Genomic DNA, 26,723 nt, shown 5'->3' on the forward strand with positions numbered 1-26,723 from the left:
TTCAAAAATAAATATTTTATATGTCTCAATCTGCTCATTTTTTAGTCTCAATAATTATTGTATCTGACTGTAAACCTTCTGCACTTGCTTTTAAAACTATCTTTCCTGCTGTTTCAGAAGCCTGTACAATGGCTAAACAAAGACCGTTAAATACTCTTCTATAATTGGCTTTGAAAGGTTCTAAACTTGCTTGGTAACCATTATCAACTCCCACAATAGTCCCTTCTCCTTCTATGCTGAAATTCACTAAATGACTAGCTTCAGGAACTGTATTTCCATTTTCATCAACGATACTTATTTTTATGAAGGACAAATCCTTGCCATCTGCTTTTATCAATTGATGGTCTGCTGTTGCTTTTATTTTAAAAGCTTTTCCTGCTGTTTTAATTTCTTGTGTCAGTATTATTTTCCCAGCTTTTCTTGAAACTGCTTTTAATATCCCCGCTTCATAATTAACCGACCATTTTATATGGAATTCATCAGCTTCTTTTCGTTTAATCCCTAAAGATTTATCATTCAAAAATAGCTCTACTTCATCCGCTTGAGAATAATATGCCCATACATCAATGGTCTTACCTTTTTCCCAATTCCAATGTGGTAACAAATGCAAAACGGGTTTATCAGTCCATTCACTTTGATACATATAATAAACATCTTTGGGGAAGCCTGCTAAATCAATGATTCCAAAGTAGGCACTACGTGCTGGCCAAGGATAGGGATGTGGCTCGCCTAAGTAATCAAAGCCCGTCCATATATAAGTACCAGCGATAAAAGGGGCATTTTTTACAGCTTTCCAAGCTTCTTCGTGGGTTGTTCCCCAATATGCCGCTACATTGTCATAGGCCGAAACTGTCCAATCAGCATTTCTAGCCTGTGTTTTTACTTCTCGTGATGAAAACTGAATTTTTTCCTGAGGCATTTCATAGTGACCTCGCGATTCTAAGGCAGAAGCTGTTTCTGAAGCAATAAATTTTTGATCAGGGAAATTCTTGAGAAAATCTGGATAGCCCTCATGTTTATAATTGAATCCCAATAAATCCAAAGCCCCCGATTGAAAGATAAAGTTTTTAGCGGGTTCATTTTCTGTCAATGCAGACGTAACAATACGAGTATTATCTAGTTTTTTTACAATTCCTGCTAATTCTCTGGTAATAGTAACACCCGTACTATCAAACTGTTCTCTGATTTCATTGCCTATACTCCACATAAAAATAGCGGGGTGATTGCGGTCTCTTTTAATAAAATCCTCTAAATCTTTTTGATGCCAAGCATTCCAGTCAGCCGAATAATCTTTCTTTGACTTTCTTTTTTTCCACATATCAAAAGCTTCATCCATGACGATAAAGCCCATCTTATCGCATAAATCTAAAAATTCTGGCGCAGGCGGATTATGGGCAGTACGAATGCCATTACAGCCCATGGCTTTTAATAATTCTAGTTGACGTTCCATCGCCCTCACATTCACGGCAGCACCCAATGCCCCTAAATCATGGTGCATACAAACACCTTGAATCTTGGTCGGTTCTCCGTTCAGTGAAAACCCTTTTGCTGAATCAAAATTGAAAAAACGTACTCCCAATGGTATTTCATGCACATCTATTTCTTGATTATTCTGAAAAACCTTCGTTACTATCTTATATAAATAAGGATTGGTAATTGACCAAAGCTTAGGCTTAATAATCTTCAATTGTTGAAAATGTTTACCTGTACTATCTTTTATCGAAATGTTTTTCGATGTTTCGCTCGTTATCGTTTTTCCATCCGCATCAATAAGATTTGAAGTGATAGAAATCGATTGAGTTTTATTAGTTTTATTAAGCAGATTAACTTCTATGCTTACTTCCGCTTCTTCAGCACTTATTTTAGGAGTGGTTGCAAAAACGCCCCATTGATCAATAGCAATCGGGGTAGTGATAATTATTCTTACATTTCTGTAAATCCCTGAGCCTGAATACCACCGAGAATTGGGTTGTTCAGAATTATCAACTTTTACGGCAATTACATTTTTCTCTTTCCCAAATTTCAAAAACTTAGTCAGTTCATATCGAAAACTAGCATAGCCATTTGGGCGTTTGCCTAAATAATGACCATTAATCCAAACTTCACTGTTGCGATAAATCCCATCAAATTCAATCCAAACTATTTTATGCTGTGCTGTTGACGGCATTAAAAAAATTTTACGATACCATGCTAAGCCAGTAGGCAAAGCACCGCCCTGAGTAGTAGACAAGTGTTCTGCACTAAATTGCCCTTCAATACTCCAGTCGTGAGGAAGATTCAGGACTCTCCAGTGAGCATCATTAAACTGATTAGTGATAGCCTTTTCGTTATTTTCAAATGAAAATTTCCAAGACTTGTTAAAGTCAGTTATTTCTCTACTTTTTTGTTGGGAAAACCCTTCAATAGTGATTGCAATTAGTAATATTATATAAAAGAATTTCTTCATTAAAATTGACGTGGTTTAAATGCTAACAGTTACTTCACAAAAGTCTTTTTACTTTTCCCTAAATCTTTAGAAGTAGCTACTGCTATTCCTCGTTGGTCTTTTTTATTCACAGCACAGTAAAAATGGTAAACGACTCCTTTATGCTTAACGACATAAGATTTATGTGCATACAATTCATCATAAGGCTCGGAAGATTGCACCAGATTATCACCGTTCCAATCTGTCCAATGAATCAAGTCTTTTGAAGCGGCAAAACGGTTGAATGCACCTTTTCTATCTTTCCAGAAAGCTCCGAAGTAAAACATCACCCAAGTATCTCCTATTTTTTGAATAACAGGGTCACCAGTAATACCCACAGGGTGTTGAATGATTGGCTCATTAATCATCCTTTTCCAATCAAGCATATTATCAGAGACTGCCATTCCGATACGTTCAAACCAACGAGTTTTTACATTGTTCTTAGCAGAATCGCCATTAGCATTATAAAATATCACAAATGGGTGACCTGTAAGTTTTTGTTTATCCTCAATGACAGTGCTTTTAAATAGTTTCCTATTTTCCCACCATCTTACATCAGCATCTTTTGCGGTTAAAATTGGCGTAGGTTTTCTTTTCCATTCATGTGCTGTAGTGGGGTCTTCGGTCGTAAAGGCTATTCCCGCCGATAAATCACCTGCTTCATAACCACGCGTATTTCCTCCGAAATATGACATCCAATATTTGCCCTCATATTTTTTTAAGGCATAGCTTCCCTCCCATTGGGTATCTTGCAAAGCCACATATCCTGCTTTTTGGCTGCCATCCCATTGTGTAGAATCGGTAAAGGACATGATTTTCCCTACATTTTCCCAATTCAATAAATCATTACTTTTGGCTAACCAAGTTTCATACCCTTTCCCTCCAAAAATCAAGTAGGTCATGTACCATTTCTTCCCTTTTTTAAAGACAGTTGGACAGTCCATTTTCTGGCTGTTATCTTCAGGCGTCATCACTAATCCATATTTATAAGGCGTTTTCACGGCTTGATAAATGGCTTGCATTTCACCATCAGAAATATCGTTTTTTACTGTTTGAGCACAGGTAGCAATAGCGCATAGGACAAACAATCCTATTAGGGTATTAGTAATTTTCATTTTTTATTCTTTAAAGACTTTATTAATTCTCTACCACAAAATGATAATTTCCTGAGCCAACTTTCAAGATGGTTTTACCATTACTAAATCCAACTTTTTCAATTCTTGTCATTGAAGTCGTTTCTTTAATGTTTGAGGTATTTTTTGATGGCACATAAATCGTAGCAGAAGCATTGGCTGGGATGCTGACCTTTAATTCAAAAGAATTATTGGTTTTATTCCATTCCGAGCGAATGATACCATAAGGTGAATCGTAATACCCTTTGGCAAAACTAACTCCGTCGACAATTTGTGGGTTTATTTCAATACTTTTAAAAGCATGTCCATTTTCTGGTTGTTTGATGCCTAATAGTCCGCTATAGAACCATTCCATTAAATGCCCTAGCATAAAGTGATTGTTAGAAACCGAAGGCAATGCTTGCCAAGATTCTGTCAGAGCAGTAGCTCCTTTCGCTAATTGATAGCCATATCCAGGCACATCAGAGCGATTGTTCATGTCAAAAATCACATCTGAACGCCCTGCATCTTCTAAAACTCTTAATACATAGCGGTAACCAATATCGCCCGCACTTAGACTATTGTTCCTCGCTTTGATTTCTTGAATCATGTTTTCAACTACTGCCTCCTTGTCAGCAGGATCCACTAATTGCATATAAACAGCCATGGCATTAGCCGTCTGACTGCCAGTAGCATACTGCTTGGTTTCCTTATTGAAGAAGGTATCATTAAAGGCTTTTCTTACTTCAATGGCTAAATTTTTATATGTTTGAGCGTCATCCGTTTTATGTAAAATAGTAGCTATTTTCTCCAGAATTGTTAAATCATAATAATAAGTAGCCGTTCCCGTAACACCCATCGGAGTAAGTTGTGATACCCCAGGAGGCTTTGGACCGAGGTCGTACCAATCACCTAACCCTTGTGATAAGATATGATTTTTTGCTTTTTTTCCTAAGTAAGTCATATAGCGTTGCATCATCGGGTAATTTTCTTCTAATGTGCTTTTTTCTCCATACCATTCATACAAATACCACGGAACAATAATACCACTACTCCCCCATTCTGGCGAATCTCTGAACATATCATTACCTCCCCATTCAAATTTTACATACTCTGGTGCAATGGCAGGAATTAGTCCCTCAGCAGTCTGAGAGTTTTTCATATCTTCAATGCCTTTTTTTAATAAATTTTGAATATTGTAATTATATCGCACCGAACTTCCCATCAAATGAAGTTCTTCTAACCAGCCTAATTTTTCTCGATGTGGACAATCGGTAAAAACAGAAACCATATTACTCTTGATAGCCCAGTCAATCAATTTATTTGTCTTGTTGAACAATTCGCTTGAACTAGTAAAATCACCTGCCGTTTCGGCGGCATTTCTAATATGCAATCCTTTCAATTCAATGATTGTTGGCTTATTGTTAGGGTTTTCTTGTCCTTCGGGAACGCCGCCTTTTACTTCTAAGTACTTGAACCCATAATATGAAAATCGAGGTTGCCAAGTTTCAATACCATCACCTTTTAAGATATATTCAAAATAATAAGGACTACCCGTAGCTTTTTGATTGGCAGAACCATCTTCCTTTATCAACTCAGCAGGAATCACACGAACAGTATCGCCCATTTTCCCTTTTACTTTTAGCTGAATAATTCCCGAAGCATTTTGGGCTAAATCGTATATCCAATTACCAGAAGGAAGTTTCTTGATACTTTTTGGTAAAAAGTTACCAAACACTTTTACAGGTTCTTGCATTTGTGAAGTGAGTTCAACATCTCCCTCTACAACCATGGCTGATTTCCACGTTTGGTCATTAAACGCAGGCGTATCCCATCCTTTTTGTGTTAAGTTTGCATTATAGTTTTCTCCTCCATAAATACTTGAAAAAGTAATAGGACTTGCTGTCACCTTCCACGAATTATCACTTACGATTGTAGCGACAGAACCATCCGAATATTCTAAGGCTAAATGGCAAATCATTTTTGGGTAACCAAAAGAAACTTTCAGTTTTCTATAACGGTCTTTTACAGGAGGGATATAATAAAAACCATTTCCCAACATTACCCCTACTACATTCTCCCCTTTTTGTAGCTGTTGGGTTAAATCAAATGTTACATATTGTACTTGCTTATCATATTTAGTCCAACCTGCATCCAAGAAATGGTCTCCTACTTTTTTGCCATTCAAACTCATTTCAAAATGCCCTAAGCCAGCTATAAACATCGTTGCTTTTTTTACAGTCTTGGTTATCGCAAAGCTTTTTCTAAAAATTGGCAAAATATTACTTCCTTGAATTTTGTCTTTTTTCCCATCTGTTGGTAAACTATTTACCAAAGTATCTGCTAGCTTTTGGTTGGTAATCCAATGAGCACCTTTCCAGTCGGCTTTGTTTAATAAGCCCATTTGCCAAAAATTAGCTTTACTCCAACTAGTAGCATGGGCTTGGTTATCCCAAATTTTCACCTTCCAGAAATAGTTTTTAGTAGCCAGCAAAGGCTTTCCTTGATAATTTACTTGAATAGAGTTATCTGAAACGATTTTACCAGAATCCCAAACATTGCCTTGATTTTTAGCCAATGTCTCAGGGCTATCTGCCACTAAAATCTGATAGGCACTTTGTAAAACATTCCGTTGTGAAGATTGTATTTGCCAACTAAGTTTTGGAGAAGTAGTTTGCACGCCAAGAGGGTTCAAACGATACTCGCAACGTAAATTACTGATTTGCACAGTTTGAGCAATCGTATTTAATGAGAGTAAACAGCAAAATATCAACGTAATTTTTTTCATACAAAATGTATTGCTCTTCATTTAGCTATATGTGATTTTTTTGTTGACTGGCTATCTCAAAAAATAAAAGTTATGTTAATTTCTTGGAATAGTTCTGTCAGCATACAAAGTTAAGAATAGCCAAAAATACATATTTGTACCATTTTCTCAATGTATTATACAATTTTATCTTTAAAACAAAAGGCTCAATTGTACAATTTATGCATTGTAATAAAATAAGGAAACAGCAGTGAAAATATTGGTTAATTTTCGAAGGGACATAAAAAATCCGATAATCAACAGGAAGAGATGCTGTCAATTATCGGAAGTATGAAAGGTGTATTCCTAATTACTTATTTTGCTTTATCTAAAAACAGATTGATAGAAATTTAATCCTTCTTGTGCTAATTCGTCTGCACTATTGGCCAGAGGTCTCCAAATGGAGGCTGCTCTTGCCAATTCTTTGGAAGGAGCGCCAAAGGTTTCGAGTACGATAGCTCCTTGATAATCTATTTCAACAAGTGCTTGTTTGATACCTAACCAATCTATATGACCAGTCCCAGGGGTTCCTCGGTCACTTTCATTACCTTGTACATGACAGAGTAATTCCTTGCCAATTTTTCGAATGGCATTTGGAATATTCTTTTCTTCAATATTAGCATGAAAAGTATCCATCACAATTTGTATTGCAGGATTCGATACTTCTTTGACCAGTGAAATTACTTGGTCAACTGTATTTATCATATCGGTTTCAAAACGATTCAAGGGCTCTACTCCTACCACTATTCCATAGTCTTGGGCTACTTTCCCTACCTCTTGCAACGTTGCTACACACCATGCTCTTTCTTGTTTTTTCTGTTCATCAGCTACCAAACGGGTTTTCCCCACTGCTGAATAGACGGGCCCACCAAAAATGGGACTCTCCATAAAATGGGCAATTTTGATACAGTCAATGATGTATTTTTTCCCTTGCTTACGAAAAGCCTGCTCGGTACTCGAAATATCACGTTCTGCCCCAAAAGCACCACTGATGGTAACTTTCAAATCTATCTCTTTAACAATCTCTTTGAGTTTTACCCAATCAATGGCATCGACATCTTCTACAGCTACTTCAATGATATCATAGCCCATTTTTTTAATCGTATGAGCAATATCAAATGTTTGCGTTGAAAATGGTGAAGTCCAAACAAAAGTACTTGCTCCAAACAACATAACTAAATTATCATTTAATGGTGAAAATGGGAGAATGAAATTCACCCTCCCGTTCAGTAAAAACTAATCTAATTCTCAACCTTTTGTCTGTTAAGCTTCTTCTATGTCAAAATCAGGAATCAACACTCTTTTACCTCCATTCATGGCCGACTCATGCGCACAAATTCCTGCACAAGTATAATTAGCCGCTACATCAGCATCAACCACTGAGTTTCTGTTTTCAATAATGGCTGCCACAAATTCTTGCACTAAATGTGGGTGAGAGCCTCCATGACCAGCACCTTGTAAAAAGGACACGTGATTTGGGTCGTCTATTTTCTCTCTTTTGGTAAAATGGGCAATTTCTTCAATCAATAATTCATCGGTATCTGGCACGTCAATTCTTGAAGCATTTTCTCCTCCGTCAAAAATCACATGAGATTCATCTTGCAACTGTTCCCATTCAAACGACATTTTATCACCATATACATCATAGCTTTCACGGTATTGACGCACGACATCAAACAATGAACGGGTTGCTTCTGCAATTACATCAGAGTTTTTCAAGGTAAAAGTGGCCGTTTCAACGGCAAATGGCGAACCATAGCGTTTGGCTAAATCTTCACTTAGTTTACCAGAACCGTGACAAACTACAGATTCAGCCTTGGTATTATTAATACGCAATAAGGGCGAGATAGCATGTGTTCCATTTAACATTGGTGGAAAGCCTTTCCAATATTCTCCCCAACCTTCCATGCTCATATCTTGAATGTGCGAACCTCTTACAAATTGAATTCTGCCCAATTGTCCCGTTTCTGCTAATTTCAAACCGTATAAAAATTCACGTGTATACAAAGCTGTTTCCATCATCATATAAACCTTTTTTGCTTTCCGTTTTGCTTCAACGATTGCCTTGCAATCTTCAACAGTCATCGCCATCGGAATAGTACAAGCTGTATGTTTGTTGGCATTCAATGAAGCGAGTGTCATCTGAGCGTGTTCTGGCACAGGTGTTACAATATGAATCGCATCTACATCATCTCTTTTAGGGACATCTTCAAAGTTTTCAAAACATAAGTTTCTATCCAAGTTGAATTTAGTCGCCAATTCATCTAATGTTTTTGGATTTCTAGTACAAATTCCAACGGCTTTGATATTTGGATGGCTCTGATAAATAGGAATAAACTCTTTACCAAAACCCATTCCTACAATAACCACAGTGATTTTTTTCTGACTCATAACTGTAAATTTTTCTTTGTTCTTTGTATGTTTTAATTTATTTTTTGGCTACCCATTTAAGTGTATTTCTGAGCAGTGTTTGATAAGGCAAAATATTATGCGATTCGGCATCGTGCCCTAATGTAAAGCCTACAATTCTCGCCTTTGGATGTTTTACAACAAACAGCAAAGGGTATATTTTATTCGAATCTGCCATATTTCCTGTTGCCAATACTTCTATTCCAGGTCCATTGGTATCTAGCTGATAATGATACAATTCATCTTTCAAACTAAATTGTGGTGTGGTTTTCTTTGTGATTGGATGTTTTGGATTAACAATGTTTACGTCAAAAGCTCCATAGCGATCGTGCCCACGAGTACCACCACTTACCAAATTGGTATTGTAAGCAGGCCAATCTGCCCAATTGTACCAAAGTGCGGCATGACATAGCATTAATCCATGACCCGCCTCTACAAAATCAAAAATGGCTTTTCTGGTTGCTTCGTCTGCTATTGGTTGGTTATTGCACAATATCAGTACATCTATTTCGGGTAAAGTGGCTAAAATCGTTTTAGGATTATCGGTATAAATAACCTTTGCCAAACCATCTTTTTCTAACGTTGCCACGTCGGTAGTTTTATACCATTTATCAAAATCATGTGATGAACCACCACCCACAATTAATGCTCTGATAGCTTTATTTTTTTTCTTGCTATTTGGCTGAATGCCCATGCTTTCACCCATGCTACATACTGAAAGTAATAGCAAAAACAGTAGGAAACGGCTACATCCGAATTCTTGAAAAAAGTAAGATTTGTTATTTTTCATGCTAAAAATACATTTATAAAAGGTTCAATTAACGCTATTTTACAATTCTCAGGATACCATTCATTCCTCGCCAATGTCCGGGAAAAGTACACACAAACGTATAGTCTTCTGCTTGCGTAGGTGCAGTGAATTCAAGGATTACAGTTTCATCGGTATTAATTAGTTTTGTAGCGAATAATACCTCTGGCATTTTAGGGACATAATTCTTTTCAGCACCTTTAGGGTCACGAGCTAGGGCATCGGCAGCAGCTCCTACTTTATTGAGTGTTCCTGGTTTGATGATGACAAAATTGTGTTGCATTCCATCTGGATTTTCGATATTGATGGTTATCTTCTGTCCTGCTTTTACTTGAATCAATTTTTGATCAAACTGCATTACTTCTTTCTCAATTTTCAAATCAATAGTTGATGACGTAGCCACAGTTTTTGATTCTACCTTCTCAGATGAGGCTATAGCATGGTTATCGTGATGGTGTTCTATTACTTTCGGTTTTCTAAGTTCTAAAGAAATATTTTGCAGATTTCCATTTAAGTTAAAAGCTCCTTGATAGTTGCCCATCTTGGTTTCATCTTCAAAATCAAACCCTGTTCTCAAAGATGTTACTAGTGGACTTTCGAATAAGTCAACTCCTTTAATATTAGCGACTGTTTTACCATCTACTTTTATTATTGCCCCTTCATTGGCAGAAAGCTCTGCTACTAATTCAAATTTTTCTGGCAAAGGTTCGTTACTTTCTGTTTGAATTACTTTCCCATTGTTACTGTACACTAGCTTTATTTTCCCCTCTTGAATAAACAATGCGTAACCGTTGTTTTTATCACCTTGAGCCAAAATCATTCCTTGCAATTCACGATTATTGTTCGGTTTAGTGATGTTGGCTTTTATGATAATCTCTTTGCTTACCACATTTGGTGAATATTGCATCACATTTCTTCTACCCAACACATATACTTCCTTGTTAAGGGTCTCGATAATACTTTTTGTAAAAGCCGATTCTTGGATTTCAGCACTTGCATTCCTTTGGTAAGCCTTTATAAATCCATTTTCATGGGTAATGGCGGCAGCAAACAATGCTTTTGATAACCACTCGTCTTTTACATTTTTTTCATCTTTTGAGGCAGTATACAATAGCTCTCCTAGCGTTTCCGAAGCAGGGGCATCCGCAATTGCTAATAGGGCTGATTTGCGAACATTTAGATTTTGGTCTAAAAGCATTCCGCTTTTCAAGATGTTATCAAAAACTTCTTGTGACTTTGGCAAAACCTCTATAGCAGCTTTACGAACCCCTGAGGCTGGATGCGACATTGCCTTGAAAACTACCTGCAAAGCTTCTGGATGTGTACCATCTAATAAGCCTAAGCCGTGGAGCGTCCAAAGGGCGTGTACTGCTGGGCTATTCAAGCCAATTTCGTCAACATTGGTTTTGTTGATGATGGCATATAACGCAGGTGCAACAGATGTATTGTTGGTTTCTACTAGTAAACGCTGAGCCGTCATTCTCCAGAACATATTATCGTTTTCTAAAGCAGCCAACAACCCTTGAATATTGTCTTTAGATAATTTTAACGGTTCTTCTTTTTTGGCATTTTTATAAACGACTCTATATATACGTCCATGATTGGTATCTCTTAATGGACTCGAAAAAGCATTTCCTTTTCCATGAGGCTGATTAGTATTAGGGGGCAAAATAGTCCCTGAAGGAGCTTGCGCAGGCACAAACACATTATGTTGAATAATGAAGTTATACCAATCTGCTACCCAAACAGCACCGTCGGGTCCAACTTCGGCATGCACTGGTCCAAACCATTCATCCGAGCTTGCCATTAAATTCCAAGCATCTTTTTCTTTAAATCCTGCTCCATCTGGCTCTATTACAGCATTGTGGATTAATCTAACCGTTGGTTCTGTTACAAAAGCAATTCTATTCCAATATTCTTTCGGAAAATTTCTTGCCGTATATAAATGATGTCCTGCGGCGGCAGTAAACCCTCCTACTACGTCTACCTGACGTAAATTTGGCGTCATTACATGAACATCATAATGACCATCAATTTTTTGAACAGGCTGTACTCCTCCTTGAAATGTTCGCTGATTCAGCCTTGCTGGCATTGAATAATAAGCACTATGTGTATTATTGGCGGTTGAAATAAATACATTGTTTTCTTCTGAAAAACCCAAGCCCCAAGTATTGTTACTGGTTGAGGATAAGTATTCAAGGTTTTTTCCGTTCGGATTAAAACGATATACGCCTTGTCCAAAATTCTGTTTTTTTCCATCAACAACGCCATTGAAGCCTGAAAAGCCCAACACTCCCCAGATTTTATTATCAAACCCATATTGTAAGTTTGAAGGCCCTGCATGCGTATCATTTTTACCCCAACCCGACATGATGATTTCTTTAACATCTGCTTTATCGTCACCATTAGTATCTTTCAAGAAAACAAAATGGGGTGCCATCGAAACAATTACTCCGCCATTGGCAAAAACCATGCTCGTCGGAATATTCAAATCGTCGGCAAAAACAGTGAATTTGTCAGCTTTCCCATCCCCATCGGTATCTTCACAAATTTTAATTCTGTCGTTGGCAACCCCATCTGTTTCTTTGAAAGTATTAGGGTAGTCAACAGATTCTACAATCCACAAACGGCCTTTTTCATCCCAAGCCATGGCAATTGGGTTGATAATATTGGGTTCAGAGGCAAAAAGTTTTACATCAAAATCTACAGCTACTTGTGTCAGTTTCTGAGATTCTTCTGGAGATAATGCTTCTTGTATCTTAGGAACATTATGACGGACAGCATAATTGGAAATAGAGTCTGAATTATAAATATCTACATCTGGAATGTTTAATTTTTCAATGCGCTTTTTTACGTCGTCGCCTAATGCCCACACTACGCCGTTTCTCACTAAATCCAAAAAGCCTTTGTTGGTCCACGTACTATCATTATGCCCATAAGCAGTATAAAAAACCCTGCCTTTTCCTTGGTTTCTTATCCAAGTATAGGCTTCATGATTCCCATTTTCAATTCTTTCAGTAAGGATTTTTCTATCAGGATTAGTATTTTTGTGAACATACGTTTCATCCCAAGTATTAAAATTGGTAATACCTTTCATGATAGGATGTGAAGCATTCACAATAGTGGCAGAGAAGGTATCAACATCATGCGACTTGAATTGACCGCCAATGGTTTTAATATACCAATCAGAGTTTTTAAAACAACCTGCCGCAGAATGTAAAGGGATAAGACCTTTTCCTCCTTCAACAAAATTCTTTAGTGCTTGTTCCTGCGACGCAGAAAGCGAATCGTGATTTGCGTAAATAATCAATCCATCATATTTACTTAGGTTTTCAGCATTCAAATCGTTTACTGTTGTGGTATACGTTAAGTTGATACCACTTTTGAAAAGTTTAATCGCAAGCCAAGGAGCATATTTACCAGAGTCGTGATGTTTGCTATTATGCCCTAAAAATAATACTTCTGCTCGTCTTGCATCTTTTTGGTTGGTAATATCATTGCTTACGCTTTTTCCAGACAAATTCTTATTATTGGTACAGGTTTGGAAAAACAATCCGACCAGTACCAGTAAAATACTTTTTCTCATATTTACTGAATGTTAAAATGATGGTGAGGTAATAGGTTTAAATGCTTGATTATTCTTTATCGACCAATAAAATGGGCTTATATCCTCCTTTTAATTTGAAATAAAAAATTAGGGCTATATAGCAAACCAACATTAAGATGGGAAAGAGTGCTACCGTTTTAAGAGCATCTTTTTTAGCTCCTTCTTGGGTATGTACTATTGTTTGTACTATTGCTGGATTTGCCTCTGACAGTTTATCTAAATCTAGCACTTTATATGAACCAAATAAACCAGTTTTTTCTTTGTTCACATACGTTGAATGTATTTCTGTATGATTAACAAAAAGATTTTTATCAAATTCTTTATCTTGTACAAAACCAAGAATGACTGCTCCGATAACACCCACTCCTACTTGACCAACAGCACCTGTAAAGTTTAGTGCTAAAGCTCCACCTTTAGGGAATTGTTCAGAAACGACGCCAAGCATTGTACCCCAAAAAAAGGTTTTGCCAAGCGCGTAAATTGTGGCAGCAATAATGATAGCAAAACCCGTAGAAAGCGATAGAAATTGTAAGCCAATAGCGGCGACTAAAGCACTTACGGCTAATAATCCTAAAGGTGAAAATTTATGTACAATCGGTCCTGAATAAAACCTAAGTATTGCCATAATTAATGAAGTGTAAATCAACACCCAACCGCCTTGCAAACCTACTTTTTTCATTTCTGGGGTCATTAAATCAGTTATCCAGCTATCAGTACCTAACTCGGTGGTAGCCAATGGAATCATGATTAGCAGTAATAGAATAAAGAGGGGGCGTCCTAAAGTGCGGACAAAGTAACCGAAAATACTAATGAGCGTCATGATAACTGCAAGTATTGTAATCAGTGACCAGTTAAATAGATTTCCTAACTGGAACGTACACAAAGAAACAATAATCAACGCTCCACCGATACCAACTTCCTCAAGCATTTCTAAATAGCTAACGCCTGCCTTAACGCGCTCATTTACTGGAAATTCCTGCTTAAAAATCAACCAAGCATAAATAAGCGTTGGCAACATAATAAAGGCGATGATAATATTCCAGTTTAATTGCTGATGGAGCATAGCAATACCTAGCAACCCTGCGAATACCATCCCTGTTGGCCATCCAGCGTGCAAAATATTCAGCCATTTTGTTTTCTCTTTAGGAAACATCGTAGCCACTACAGGATTGACTACGGCTTCGGCAGCACCATTGCCTAATGCGAACAAAAGTGTTCCTACGTATAGCATCCAGTAACCATCTGCTAAAATCGTGATGATGACTGATAAGGTATGGCAAACAAAAGCAAAAATCATTGATTTCTTATAGCCTATCTGGTAAATGATAAGGCTAAAAAAGACAATGCTTATGCCAAAAGGCCAGAAACTTACTCCAAAAATTTCTCCTTGTTGGGTTTTACTCAACCCGAATTGTGTTCCCCATTCTGCCATCAAAAAAGCACGAAAAACAAAGCCAAATGCCGACGCCACCAATACCATAAAACAACCCCAAAATAGATGTTGGTTTGCCTTTTGGTCTGTTGAATAATTTTCTTCTCTTTTATTGATGATTGATTCCATAGTGTACTCAGTATAATCGTAAACAGGCTCATTTTTTTTGAAAAAGGCAAGCGTTTACTTGGCCCCTTCTCAAGTATTAAGAGAAGGGGCTTATTAAAATTAAATTGGATAATAATAGATAATCTTACTTGTATTGTACTTTCTGAACTGGTGTAAAAATCATGTCTTCTACTCCACTTATTTTTATGCCAATTCTAGCAAATACATAATCTTGACTGGGTGAAATAGCAGGTACATCAAGCGATAGATTGATGTTATTTAAGTCTGTAATAGCACTCCCTGCTATATCTACTACTTTAATATTGTTTGCACCCGACACAAATTGTGTTTTATTGATGTATAAGGAAACCCTTTCAATATTTTTAGCATTGGCATCAGTAATGATTTTTTCAATTTTACAAGAAGCAACTACTTTGTTCTCTCCTTTTGAAAAACTTGCATTTCTAAGCATATAATAAGGAATCACTTCAAAATCAGTCGTTTGACTACCTTTAATATCTAAGTAAAGGGTATCTTTTACGGTAGCATTAATAATATTAGTCATAAATGGTCCTTCCCCTTTAGGAAATATCATTTTGTATTTTCCAGTGAAAAGTATGGCTGAATAATTGCCTTCCTGTGAAATAGCTACATCTATCGGAGCAAGCTTTCCCCAACCGGGTTCCCATAATTGGAAACGCACTTGGTTTGACTCAACATTTATTGGCTCCCCTTTGTAAACAATCCGACCTTTAAAATCGACATTAGGTGCTACATAATTGTCCATCGAGCAAGATGCCATAAAAACACACAATGCAGCGACAAATAAAGAATAAATTGATAATCTCATGATATATATCGTTTAGATGTTATCGTATCTATTGATTTGGATTTCTAATAATTTTCGGATTGTTATTAATAATATCATCTCCGATTTTTGAATAATAATTCCCAAACTGGAATTTGTCAGCAGCAGTTACACGGCTCAGTTTCACAATCTTGAAAATCCACTTTCCATCATTCGCTGAACTAGGATTATAAATTTTGTAAGGCCATAAAGCATAAGGTTGTGTGCTTCTTTTGGTTGCTTTTTCGATGTCTTGTACTAAATCTGTTGGTGAAATCGCACCTCCATCTAATACTAAATGGGCGATTCTCCACCGTTTCAAATCATAGAAATAATGCCCCTCAAAAGCCAATTCTGCTCTTCTTTCATGGGCAATTCTATCAAAAGTGATATCACTGCTAACCAATGGTTTTATTAACCCTGCTCTTGTACGCACTTGGTTCATATAAGTAGCTGCTAGTGCAGGTTGTCCTAATTCAAAAGCTGCTTCTGCTGCATTCAACAATACTTCAGAAAAACGATAACGGATAAACCACACTTCGCTTTGTACACCACGCTGACCCGAACCTGTTACGGGGTCTAAATATTTACGTAAATAAAAACCCGATTGAGCCGTAAATTCAAAGCCATCAATAGGACCATCAAAGCCTACTACTTGTTCACGTGTTGTTTTTCCCGGTAATGTTTTCTGTGAACCACGGTCATCACCACTAATAATGCTTCCATCTGCCAACTGAAACCCTGCCCAAATATCCACGTTTCTTCCTTTGAATTTTGTGCCTGGTAACATTACTGTACCTGCTAAACGGGCATCTCTATTGGCAAAAATATCACCGATGTTATCATAGTAATTATATCCCCCTGACGAGTTGTTGGTTTCAAAAGGAGCAAAAGTATTATCCAACTTTTCAAATGATTGAACCAAGTTTAATGAAGGATTTATTCTTCCTCCTTCTTCTTCCTCAGCACCATATCTAGGTTGGTTTACAATGGTAAAATTGTGTACTTTCCCGCTTTGTAGTTTAAAATCTTCTACAAAAATGGCTTCTGGGTTGTTAGCTTTATCATAAAAGATGCTTGAGAAGTTTTCTGACAAATCAGGCTTTTTATTGTATAAAGCATAAGCACCTGCTTTACCTTCAATAATTTCCTTTGCCACAGCTAAAGCTTTGGTATAGTATCCAGTTGCCATGCTAGCTGGTATTCCTACTTCGCCTGCTTGTAAAGTTACTAGCGGTGTATTATTGCCATATTTAGCGATTGACCCAGCATAAAGGGCTGCACGAGCCTGCATGGCTAATACTGCTCCTGCAGTTGCTCTTGATTTTTCAGCAGCATTGATAGGAAGTTTTGATTTGATTTCATCTACTTCTTTGATAATAAAATCATATACTTCTGATTCCTTGGCTCTTGCCTTGCGTAAATAGCTTGGGTCACCACTGAAATCGTAGGTCATAGGTTCTGTAATCAATGGTACACCACCCATGCGTTTTACCAATTCAAAATAGTAGGCAGCACGCAAGAAACGAGCCTCTGCCAAAAATCTATCTTTAGTAGCAGTATCCAATTTATCCGCTGCCGCACATTTTTGGATAAATAAATTGATGTCACGGATGTAGGCATAATCCCAAATTCCCCATGCACCATAATCATAAGTAGTATTTTGGAAATTACCATATTGCCCTGCCTCCGACCAAAAAGCTTCATTAAAGTCAGCCATTGATGTCCAGCTTTTTAAGCTAGAATAATCGTTGTAGCGATTATACAAATCTCCTAAAACAGACAATATTTGCTCTTGACTATTCCAAATTTGTTCATTCGTTAGAATATTGGTAGGTTGTCTATCCAAAAATCCTTCGTCATTACATCCCCAGCTTATTGTTAGTAAGACTAATAGTTTTATCAATAAAATCTTTTTCATTGCAAATTATTTTTATATTTTAAAGAGAAAGATTGATTCCAATGTTCACAAACTTGTTTTGAGGATACTGCAAACCGTTATCATCTGCAATTTCTGGATCAACACCATACTCTTTTAAGTTATCCACTGAGAACAAGTTATAACCATTCACATACACTCTTGCTTTCTTAATTTTCAATTTATCGAGTAATGTTTTTGGCAAAGAATAAGACACTTCAAGGGTTCTAGCACGTAGATATTTTACGTTGTGTAACCAAAATGTTGAGTTCTTGTTGTAGTTACTGTGTCCTCCGTCATTATAGCGGAAAGCAGGGAATCTGCCTGGAATCCATTCACTATTCACATCGAATACATCCGCTCTGTGCCATCTGTCTGTCAATAGTTGATTCAAAGCACCATCGTTTTGATATGCCCAACGTTGTTCCCAGTTTTGGTTCCAAGAATACATACCACCGCCTGAGAAATCAGCCGTGAAAGTAAAGCCTTTCCAACCTAACATAAAGTTTAAACCGAAGTTTACATTTGGCTGACCAGTAGTTGTATAACCGATTGGTCTTTGGTCATAACCATCTATTTTGCCATCGCCGTTTACGTCTTTATAAATCAAATCACCAGGATTTAAGGTTTTGTTACCTTGACCATCAATGTTTACTGGATATTCATTGATTTGATTTCTTGACTGAAACTGTCCGATGGTTTCATAACCCCAGAAAATATTACTGTAACGTCCTTCAGATGAGTTTCTGTAATAGTCCCATGAATTATTGAAAATCGGCTTATAAGAAGAAATAAATTCGCTACGAGAATATGACATATTTCCTCCAAGTGAATACGTAAAATCGCCAGATTTGCCATTGTAAATCAAAGAAAACTCACCACCAAACTGTGCGTCGCTGTTTACGTTTTCATCAGGTAAGTTATATCCTAACTCACTAGGCACCAATAAATCATATTTGCGCCCTCTTAAGCCTGTTCTTAAACGGTAGAAGTAATCTACACTACCTGTCAATTTCGTGCCTAAGAATGAGAAATCAGCCCCTATATCAGTGATTTTACTTTTGAACCAAGAAATATTATTAATTACTTGTCCTTTATCTCTGGAAGTTACTACTGGCGTACCACTCAAAATCACGTTCCCTACGTTGTAGTTATACCCTGAAAGATAGTCGTAAGCACCAATCCCCACGTTATCATCTCCTAGGATACCATAAGAACCTCTGATTTTTAAATCATCTAAAATAGAGCTTCCTCCTATCAGATTCTTCACAAAGTCTTCTTCGCTAATTCTCCAACCAATCGAAGCCGATGGGAAAGTGCCTGACCTTCTATCTGGTGCAAATTTCCATGAAGCATCTCTTCGTGCGGAAACTTCAAAATAATACTTATTTGAATAATTATAGTTAAATCTACCGATATAGCCTATACGTGCCTCTTGATTATCAGCATCATTGTAGGTATCAACCGTCGGGAAATAAATCAATGGTAACACGTTTGTTTTAGGGACAGAGTGCACCCATTGGTCTTGTGTGCGCTGTTCTTGTCTTTCTGCTACAAATACTCCACCCACTGTATGTTTACCAAATGTGTTATTATAATTTAACTGCCCTTGATAAATATTTCTCATAATTTTGGTCGTACCACGTTCTCTCCAAGGGTTTGTACTACCGCCTGTCACTTTATAAGTATCATCCGCAGGATTGTAAGTATATGCTTGATACGTATATTCATGACCATTCATTACTTTGTCAGCAATGTAATATGAATACATTCCTTTCAACATTAATCCTTTTACCCCAGGTACTTGGTATTCTGCATTAAAGTTGGTTTGTAATACTCGCCAATCTTCACGCCAGTATCCTCCTAGCGTTTTGTTGTTATAAGCCCAGTTTGTTTCATTATGTTTTATATCATTCAAATACAATGGGTTATCGTTAGCATAAGGTCGTTCAAACGGTCTGTTTCTTAAAATAGCAAAACGTGGTAGCCAATAATCATCACTTCCGGGAATCCCTGGTTGGTCTCTCGTTTCAACACGTCCGTTAATCTGTACACCCACTTTAAGATTTGACGAAATCTTGGCATCTACGTTACTTTGAATATTGCTTCTAGTAAAAGTAAATTCGCGACCCAACACTGAATTCTGACTTAAACGAGTAGCAGAAATATAGTAACTGATTTTATCAGAACCTCCAGATGTATTAATGTTGATGGATGTTAAAGGAGAATTCCCTTTAATAATAAAGTCTTTCCAGTTAAATGTCTGATAGCCAGGCTCAGTGCCTGCTCTATATTTGTCTAACTCAGCTTGTGTAAGGGCTGTTTTTCCAAACTGGTTCATTTCAGCATCTGCTTTACCTAATTGCCACTGATAAGAATCGTTTACTACGTCAGGAAATCTTGACCAATTTTGAAAGCCTGTATACGCATCAATGTTTACAGTATTAGGACTACCCGATTTACCTCTTTTGGTAGTAACAACCACTACTCCATTGGCCGCACGAACGCCATAAATCGCCGCTGAGGCATCTTTTAGAACAGAAATACTCTCTATATCATTTGGAGCAATATTATTGAACTGACCAGCATCTTGTTGAATTCCATCAATTACAAATAATGGACTACCCATGTTACGAATCTGGATACTAGCACTAGCCCCTGGGCGACCATCAGCCATTCTGAAAGATACCCCTGGAATTTTTCCTGCTAAACCTGAACTTACTGTAGACCCACCATGCACTTTTTCTAAATCTTTGCTTGTTACGATTGAAATCGCGCCTGTTAAAGACTCTTTTTTCTGACTGCTATAACCTACAACTACTACTTCCTCTAGTCCTTTGTTATCAGGTAATAATTTAACATCTATCACCGCACGATTGTTAACGATAACAGACTGACTAATGTAGCCAATAGACGAGAATACAAGCGTAGCATTGCCATTGGGCAACGAAATTACATATTCGCCCTTGTTATTGCTTGATGTCCCCTTATTTGTACTGCCTTTCAGCAATACATTAACGCCAGGCACTGGAACATTCGACTCGTCTGTTACAGTACCTTTTACAGTAAATTCTACGTTCTGAAGCGTTTCTTTAGAGGATTCTTCCTTTAAAAGTATCTGAGTTGCTTTTCCTTGCGTACTCAGTATTATTTGTTTCCCAGCTACATCATATTGTAAATTGAGGGGTTTTAGAAGTCTTTCTAACACTTCACCTAAAGTAACATTGGGAAGATTTAGCGTAATAGAACGACTTGATTGAATAATTTGAGGACTATATGAAAATCTGACACCTGCCACATTTTCTATATCCTTCAAGACAGCCTTTATCTTTTTGTCTGATACTTGTAATGTCATTTTGCGGTTTAATAACTCCTGAGCAGCTGATTCGCTCGCCCAAGATACGCTAATGAACAAACAAGCCATGAAGAGTTGAACCAACGATATTTTCATACATTGGAATAGTAAAATTCTAAATTGTTTCATACTTTTGATTGTTTTGATCGTAATGACTTAATTTTCGAGCAAAAGAATTCCCATCCAGCCTAAATTTATTTAAGCTGCTTTGCGGAGTTACAAGGCAATGATGGTGCAAACATCGTTGCCTTTTTTCTTTTTTGAAATAATTAGAAGTTTGGAGTAATTATGTTTTCATTTGTTAAACAGAGGGAGTTAAAGATGAAATTATTTATTTTAGTTAATTTGGTTTACATTCTTTTGAATTAATAACTATCTGAGCATCAATAATTTCATAACTTGCTCCGATAGATTTACAAATAATATTTAGCTTATCTTGTAGAGATTCATCTTCCATAGATGATGTTAGTTGACACGACTGCATTATGTCTCTATTAAAAACTATTTCAACACCATAGGCTTTTGCGATGTCATCCAGTACGGTTATAACGGGCGTTTCATCATAAATAAACGTTGGCTTCTGAACATCACTAGCAATAACCAATATGGGTTGTTCAACGATAGCTTTCTTAAATAATTCTTTGTCTCTCGAAAATATAACTTGCTGATTTGGCTTCAACAGTACGCCCATTTTTTCAATCGTAGCATCATTAACCTGATCGAACTTTGGGTTTTTATACACGCTCACCTTCCCACTTAATACTTTTACGATTACACTTTTATCATTATCGTATGAAAACACTTCAAATTTCGTCCCGAGTACTTTAGTAACAATTTCGTTGGCATAGACAAAAAAAGGCTTTGAAGGCATTTTTACAACATCAAAAACTGCTTTCCCCGATAAATATACCGCTCTGGCTTCTGTATTAAAGTTGTTAACATAACATACCTTGCTATTAGGCGATAAAAAAACCAGAGACCCATCAGGTAATTTTATGGTATCAATTGTACTCTTGGTATTACTTTTTTCAATAATCGTTTCCTCAGATAATACAGCAATTTGTTTTTGATAGATAGATTGCTGAGTAAAAATCTTATTAAAATAAATACCTTTCATTCCTATAAAAAGGATAAAGCAAGCTGCCACTACTTGAAACCACGATTGTCTCCATATTGGTAAAGTACTAGATTTATTTACTTTTTGGCTTTCATTAGTACTCAAAATTCTATCTAATAAATGTTGCTCTGCTTCTTCTGATAAAAACGTGCGAACATATTCACTCAAACCTAATAGAACTGCTTCAATTAATTGTTGTGCCGCTAACCATTCTTCCTTTTTTTCAGGATGTTCCGTTAACCAGTTTTCCCAAAATACTTTTGAAGAATCTGTTGGTCGTAAATAATGCTGTAAAAAAGCATCATCTGAAACAAAGTCTGAAGTACTGAAATGATTATAGTTTGTATTCACAGATTATGATGTTTTAACAGTAGATAACCGAATGTATATTTTCATACTCACTAAAATCAAATTATTCTTGAAAAAAGACAAAAATTGTTATTGCTAACCAAGTCCTCAATTTTTCTACAGCCCTGAATACGATATTCTGTGCCGATTGTCTATTTACCAACATTATTTCGGCAATCTGTTCGTAATTCATATTCTCGGCAAATCGTAGTCGTATTGCTTCTTGTTGGCGATGTGATAATTGACTGACTAGCTTTGTAATCATTTCTTGCCTAGTGCTGGCTTCTTCTTTTTGTGTAAATATTTCTTCGGCCGATGGTTCTATCAAAAAGTCGTCAAAATCTTCATTTAATGTCTGATATGGACGTTCTTTTCGGGTTAATAAATGTAAAATTCTGACCTTTAATGATTTTAGTAAATAGTAGCGAACATTGTCGGGGACAGACAGTTTATTTCTTTTAAACCATATTTCTGTAAATACATCATGAATACAATCAAAGACGAAAGCTTCTGAAACTGACACCAGACTCATGCCATATCTATACATGGCTTTTACGTGTAGTCGATACAGTTGAGTATAAGCTTCTTCATCACCTAATTGGAAGGCCTCCCACAGTTCCTGTTCCCTATTTGGTTCTTCCGTGATTTGATTCATTATTGTCAGTAGTGCTTTTAAAGTTAAAGGTTTCGGTTTCCTATTATTTAAAGCTAATATTGAAGCGAGTTAATCACCCTATCAAATTATACTTTAATAATAATAAATTTAATATTACTTATATATCGAGTAAAGATAGGTTGAAAAGCTAATTTAGGAAAGCTCCATTTCTTCGTTTTATCTAAATATTACTTGGAAACATCTATTTTGAGACATATTGAATAAACTTTGAAACATTTAATCAAATTCATTGTGCTTTAAAAAATACGGCTTACAGTATTATATTACTTATCTATGCTTAATTCATTTCAAATAAACAAAAACGACTTTTATGGGGTAAGTTTTCTACATCATTATTAAAAATCTAAAAACGACTTTTATGGGGTAATCTTTGATATCACATCAATAAGTGAATATTGATAACTCATAAAAACGACCTTTATGGGGTGATTATTTACTTATTATTCGATTTATCCTATTATAAAAATAAAATATCGATTACTTAAAACGACTTTTATGGGGCTTCAAAGAATAGATTACTCAAATTGTATTGATTCATTGAAAAAGAACTTGTTAAAATCTAAAAACGACCTTTATGGGGTGAAGTACTAGTCGTTTTTATATAGCTCACACTAAACCTAGATAATAATCAAAAACGACTTTTATGGGGTGTTAATTGTTATTACCTTTCAAATGTTATCCTTATTGCAACTTAGCTTATGATAAATCATTTTAGCAATTGTACAATCTAGAGGAGCATTTAACATTAATAAATAGGCTTTTGAAAAAACGACTTTTATGGGGTGATGAATAAATTACCTTTTTAATTAATTCAATTTTATAATAACGACCTTTATGGGGTAAGTACTATTTTTATCTTTAAAAAAACTATAATGTCATTCAACAAGAGGTTTGAAAACACATCCTGTAAGCTTAGCATTTGAAAACGACTTTTATGGGGTTTGTTTTCCTTATTGGTATTTTTTAACATTTTAAAAAATAAGTATTATTCAACATCAAAATCTATTTGTTGTATTTCTTTTATCTTTCTTTTCTTTTGTCTTTCAGCGTTCATAAATGCTTGAATTTGAGCCTATTGAATACCCATAAAACGACCTTTATGGGGCATATCAACGACTTTTATGGGGTACATCAACGACCTTTATGGGGTACATCACGACTTTTATGGGGTGTATCAACGACCTTTATGGGGTATATCACGACTTTTATGGGGTTTACAATAACGACCTTTATGGGGCATCATAAACGACCATCTCTTATTTGTTGTCGTTTTATTTTGATTTTATGAATTTATCTATTTTTTTTGTAAAACGACTCGACAAAGTTATAAGTCGTGTATTCTATTTTTCATCTCAAACTGTTGGAAAGCGAATGAGCAAAGAGAAAAGTGATAAAAGAGACAAAGCAATCAATGCGATATCAAACGATCCTTATAGAATAATCAAAGGTAACCCAATTATTAATGCAAAATTTGATATTTCAGCCATTCAAATGAAAATCTTTTTGCACATGATTGCCAGTATTGATCAAGCCAAAGATTCAATCCCTATCATAAAAATAACTGTAAAAGATTTTCAGCGACTTACGGGTATCAATAGTAACAATATTTATGCACACGTAGAGAAAGAAGCAATGAAGATGAGAGAAAAACGTATTTTTTTCTCCAACAATAAAATCACCTTTGATGCCAATCTTATCAGTGCCTTTGTATATTATAAAGACGAAGGATATTTTACCTTAGAAATCCCGCAGGCACTCCACCCCTTCCTCTTACAAATCAAAGAGAATTTTACGGTATTAGATATTCGTAATATTTTAAGGCTCGATAGCGTATATGCCATGAGGTTTTATGAATTCTGTAAAGAGTATGAACGATTTGGTAAATTCAGGTTTGACGTCGAAGAACTGAAAGCAACTTTAGGGCTATCGGCTAGGTATAAAAACTATTTTGACTTTAAGAAAAAAGTAATAGAACAAGCACGGAAAGAACTTTCGCAAAATGCAGAAATATATTTTGAGTTTCAAGAAATCAAAAATGGAAAGAAAGTAGAAAGCATTGAATTTATCATCAAAAAGAATATCATCATCAACGATGATATTCAAACTATTTCTATCATTAAAAACAATGATTCCGAAGATGGTATTGAAAACGAAGAGTCTTCAATTATTGAGCAAATTTTTGCAAAAGTCAAGGAATATGAAATTACGCTAAAAACAGTTGAGCAGTGGGTTAAGGAATTGCCAGAAGAACAAATATTATTGGGGATAGATTATGTGTTGAAAGAAGTAAAATCAGGCAAGCCAATTACCAACGTCGGGGGATATTTGAATCAAATGGTTAGAAATCCTACTTTATTTGAAAAGAAGACATTAGATAAAGCTGAGGAGCTGAAGAAAACCCAACAGAAAAAAGAAGTACAAAAAAAGCAAGATGATGCTGAAAAAATAGAAGCTAAAAGAGAAGAACTAAAAATTGCCTATTCAAATGCTAAAAGAGAAGTTGCTTTAAAAATTTTGCAGACCAATCCAGAGTTATACTTACTAGTGTTAAATAAATTACAGGGAAGCTTATTGGGGCAAATGAATTATAATAGTTACATGAATTATTGCGATAAAAAATTGTCTAACGAATCTTTTATAAAATATTTCTCAGATGATGCTTCTTTTTTTGCTGGCGTAATGAATGCGATGTCTTCTGAATTTCCAGATATTGTAGCAGTAAAAGCTCAATTTGATAAAGTGGCCAATCGTTTAGGAGTACAATTGATATAAAAAAACCAAAGTGACACGCTGTCACTTTGGTTTTTCTTAGTTGGTTTGATATTGACAAAAAACCAAAGTGACAACGTGTCACTTTGCTATAAGATGTCTAATAATTGATTAATTCTATTCAAAATAGCCTCACAATCACTTTTATTTAAACTACCTTTTGCAATTTCTCTAATTTCAGTTTGTAATTGAACGACTTTAGGGCTCAATTGCTTTTCTGGAGAAGCAGAATTAATTTTTGATAGTTGGCTATTAATCTCTTCAATACTTTCTAAAGGGCTAGTAGTTTCTAGCTTTGAAATAGCATTGATAGTAGATTTTGGTAGCTTTTGTTTTCCCGTCAGAATTTCTTGCTTTAAATCAGTCGATAATTTATTCAAACCAGAAGCAAATTCTCCATCTCTTTTTATCGTTCTGCTACTAACACCATATTCAGTAGCAAGTGCTAAAGATACATCCTGCTGTCCTTCATTAGCAAACTTATCGCCACCACGCATTGATTTTTGTTGAAGGTAACGAAGCCCTCTTAAATAGGAAGCTTGTTCGGGTGTTAAATTCCTACGTCCTAATTGAAAATCAATCATGTAATCTTTCACTTCATCTAATGAAGCAAATTTCAACAGATTGATACGATAATCTAAACGATTCTTCTTACAAATGTCATACCTATTGTGTCCATCAATCAACACAAATACAGGCGTATTGCTATCATCAATCTGAGCAATGGCCGCTGTAGTTTCCCAAATTGATAACGGATCTTTTACGCCATGTTTTAGAATGTTAAGTTCTAATTGGTGTAATTCATCCACTGTAAGTGGCGGAATTAAATCACGCAATTGATCAAGTATTACAATTTGACTCTTTATATTTTCTTCTGATGATAAAAGAGAAGGGCGAAGGTCGCTGGTTTTCTCTTTCATAATATTCATAAAATCTTTTTTTGCCAT

General features: G+C 36.0%; 15 protein-coding genes. 1 reads left to right on the forward strand and 14 read right to left on the reverse strand.

The features are described 5' to 3' along the window. Positions 1–34: 34 nt before the first annotated feature. The 13 genes from galB to AC1RNE_RS20750 form a co-directional block, all read right to left on the reverse strand. Positions 35–2,446, reverse strand: a complete 2,412-nt coding sequence (galB, locus tag AC1RNE_RS20690; protein ID WP_492803779.1) for a beta-galactosidase GalB — start codon at positions 2,444–2,446, stop codon at positions 35–37. Between the two features lie 29 nt (positions 2,447–2,475). Then, positions 2,476–3,579 carry a glycoside hydrolase family protein gene (locus AC1RNE_RS20695; RefSeq protein ID WP_492803781.1) on the reverse strand — a complete coding sequence of 368 codons (1,104 nt, stop codon included), beginning with the start codon at positions 3,577–3,579 and terminating at the stop codon, positions 2,476–2,478. Positions 3,580–3,601: 22 nt separating this feature from the next. Next, the gene (locus tag AC1RNE_RS20700) at positions 3,602–6,364 is read right to left on the reverse strand and encodes a family 78 glycoside hydrolase catalytic domain (RefSeq protein WP_492803783.1); all 2,763 of its coding nucleotides are present in this window, start codon (positions 6,362–6,364) and stop codon (positions 3,602–3,604) included. 342 nt (positions 6,365–6,706) lie between these two features. After that, positions 6,707–7,600 carry a sugar phosphate isomerase/epimerase family protein gene (locus AC1RNE_RS20705; protein ID WP_492803784.1) on the reverse strand — a complete coding sequence of 298 codons (894 nt, stop codon included), beginning with the start codon at positions 7,598–7,600 and terminating at the stop codon, positions 6,707–6,709. Between the two features lie 45 nt (positions 7,601–7,645). Next, complete coding sequence (locus tag AC1RNE_RS20710; RefSeq protein ID WP_492803786.1) at positions 7,646–8,773, reverse strand: Gfo/Idh/MocA family protein; 1,128 nt, start codon at positions 8,771–8,773, stop codon at positions 7,646–7,648. A gap of 37 nt (positions 8,774–8,810) precedes the next feature. Next, positions 8,811–9,581, reverse strand: coding sequence for a ThuA domain-containing protein (locus AC1RNE_RS20715; RefSeq protein WP_492803788.1), 771 nt, complete (start codon positions 9,579–9,581; stop codon positions 8,811–8,813). A 34-nt stretch (positions 9,582–9,615) separates the two neighbouring features. Then, entirely contained in the window at positions 9,616–13,185 is a 3,570-nt protein-coding gene (locus AC1RNE_RS20720; RefSeq protein ID WP_492803790.1) for a PVC-type heme-binding CxxCH protein, read from the reverse strand. 49 nt (positions 13,186–13,234) lie between these two features. Then, positions 13,235–14,767, reverse strand: coding sequence for an MFS transporter (locus AC1RNE_RS20725; protein WP_492803792.1), 1,533 nt, complete (start codon positions 14,765–14,767; stop codon positions 13,235–13,237). Positions 14,768–14,891: 124 nt separating this feature from the next. Beyond that, positions 14,892–15,596, reverse strand: a complete 705-nt coding sequence (locus AC1RNE_RS20730) for a DUF3823 domain-containing protein (protein ID WP_492803793.1) — start codon at positions 15,594–15,596, stop codon at positions 14,892–14,894. A 28-nt stretch (positions 15,597–15,624) separates the two neighbouring features. After that, on the reverse strand, positions 15,625–17,514 hold the full coding sequence (locus AC1RNE_RS20735) for a RagB/SusD family nutrient uptake outer membrane protein (RefSeq protein WP_492803794.1): 1,890 nt from the start codon (positions 17,512–17,514) through the stop codon (positions 15,625–15,627). A 19-nt stretch (positions 17,515–17,533) separates the two neighbouring features. Beyond that, positions 17,534–20,995, reverse strand: coding sequence for a TonB-dependent receptor (locus AC1RNE_RS20740; RefSeq protein WP_492803796.1), 3,462 nt, complete (start codon positions 20,993–20,995; stop codon positions 17,534–17,536). A 211-nt stretch (positions 20,996–21,206) separates the two neighbouring features. Then, the gene (locus tag AC1RNE_RS20745; RefSeq protein WP_492803798.1) at positions 21,207–22,334 is read right to left on the reverse strand and encodes a FecR family protein; all 1,128 of its coding nucleotides are present in this window, start codon (positions 22,332–22,334) and stop codon (positions 21,207–21,209) included. A gap of 61 nt (positions 22,335–22,395) precedes the next feature. Further along, entirely contained in the window at positions 22,396–22,986 is a 591-nt protein-coding gene (locus tag AC1RNE_RS20750; protein WP_492803800.1) for an RNA polymerase sigma factor, read from the reverse strand. Positions 22,987–24,378: 1,392 nt separating this feature from the next. Here AC1RNE_RS20750 and AC1RNE_RS20755 point away from each other — a divergent pair. Continuing rightward, entirely contained in the window at positions 24,379–25,779 is a 1,401-nt protein-coding gene (locus AC1RNE_RS20755) for a replication initiation protein (RefSeq protein ID WP_492803802.1), read from the forward strand. An 86-nt stretch (positions 25,780–25,865) separates the two neighbouring features. Here the strand turns inward: AC1RNE_RS20755 and AC1RNE_RS20760 are convergent, their stop codons facing one another. After that, positions 25,866–26,723, reverse strand: coding sequence for a hypothetical protein (locus AC1RNE_RS20760; protein WP_492803803.1), 858 nt, complete (start codon positions 26,721–26,723; stop codon positions 25,866–25,868).

Source organism: Arcicella sp. GW822-FHT02H01 (assembly GCF_058802005.1).

What these genes read in the sequence shown, in the direction of transcription:
- AC1RNE_RS20755 (WP_492803802.1), top strand. Translation starts at nt 24,379, where the DNA reads ATGAGCAAAGAGAAAAGTGATAAAAGAGACAAAGCAATCAATGCGATA.
- AC1RNE_RS20740 (WP_492803796.1), bottom strand. Translation starts at nt 20,995, where the DNA reads ATGAAACAATTTAGAATTTTACTATTCCAATGTATGAAAATATCGTTG.
- AC1RNE_RS20735 (WP_492803794.1), bottom strand. Translation starts at nt 17,514, where the DNA reads ATGAAAAAGATTTTATTGATAAAACTATTAGTCTTACTAACAATAAGC.
- AC1RNE_RS20695 (WP_492803781.1), bottom strand. Translation starts at nt 3,579, where the DNA reads ATGAAAATTACTAATACCCTAATAGGATTGTTTGTCCTATGCGCTATT.
- AC1RNE_RS20700 (WP_492803783.1), bottom strand. Translation starts at nt 6,364, where the DNA reads ATGAAAAAAATTACGTTGATATTTTGCTGTTTACTCTCATTAAATACG.
- AC1RNE_RS20760 (WP_492803803.1), bottom strand. Translation starts at nt 26,723, where the DNA reads ATGGCAAAAAAAGATTTTATGAATATTATGAAAGAGAAAACCAGCGAC.
- AC1RNE_RS20725 (WP_492803792.1), bottom strand. Translation starts at nt 14,767, where the DNA reads ATGGAATCAATCATCAATAAAAGAGAAGAAAATTATTCAACAGACCAA.
- AC1RNE_RS20710 (WP_492803786.1), bottom strand. Translation starts at nt 8,773, where the DNA reads ATGAGTCAGAAAAAAATCACTGTGGTTATTGTAGGAATGGGTTTTGGT.
- AC1RNE_RS20720 (WP_492803790.1), bottom strand. Translation starts at nt 13,185, where the DNA reads ATGAGAAAAAGTATTTTACTGGTACTGGTCGGATTGTTTTTCCAAACC.
- galB (WP_492803779.1), bottom strand. Translation starts at nt 2,446, where the DNA reads ATGAAGAAATTCTTTTATATAATATTACTAATTGCAATCACTATTGAA.
- AC1RNE_RS20750 (WP_492803800.1), bottom strand. Translation starts at nt 22,986, where the DNA reads ATGAATCAAATCACGGAAGAACCAAATAGGGAACAGGAACTGTGGGAG.
- AC1RNE_RS20715 (WP_492803788.1), bottom strand. Translation starts at nt 9,581, where the DNA reads ATGAAAAATAACAAATCTTACTTTTTTCAAGAATTCGGATGTAGCCGT.
- AC1RNE_RS20730 (WP_492803793.1), bottom strand. Translation starts at nt 15,596, where the DNA reads ATGAGATTATCAATTTATTCTTTATTTGTCGCTGCATTGTGTGTTTTT.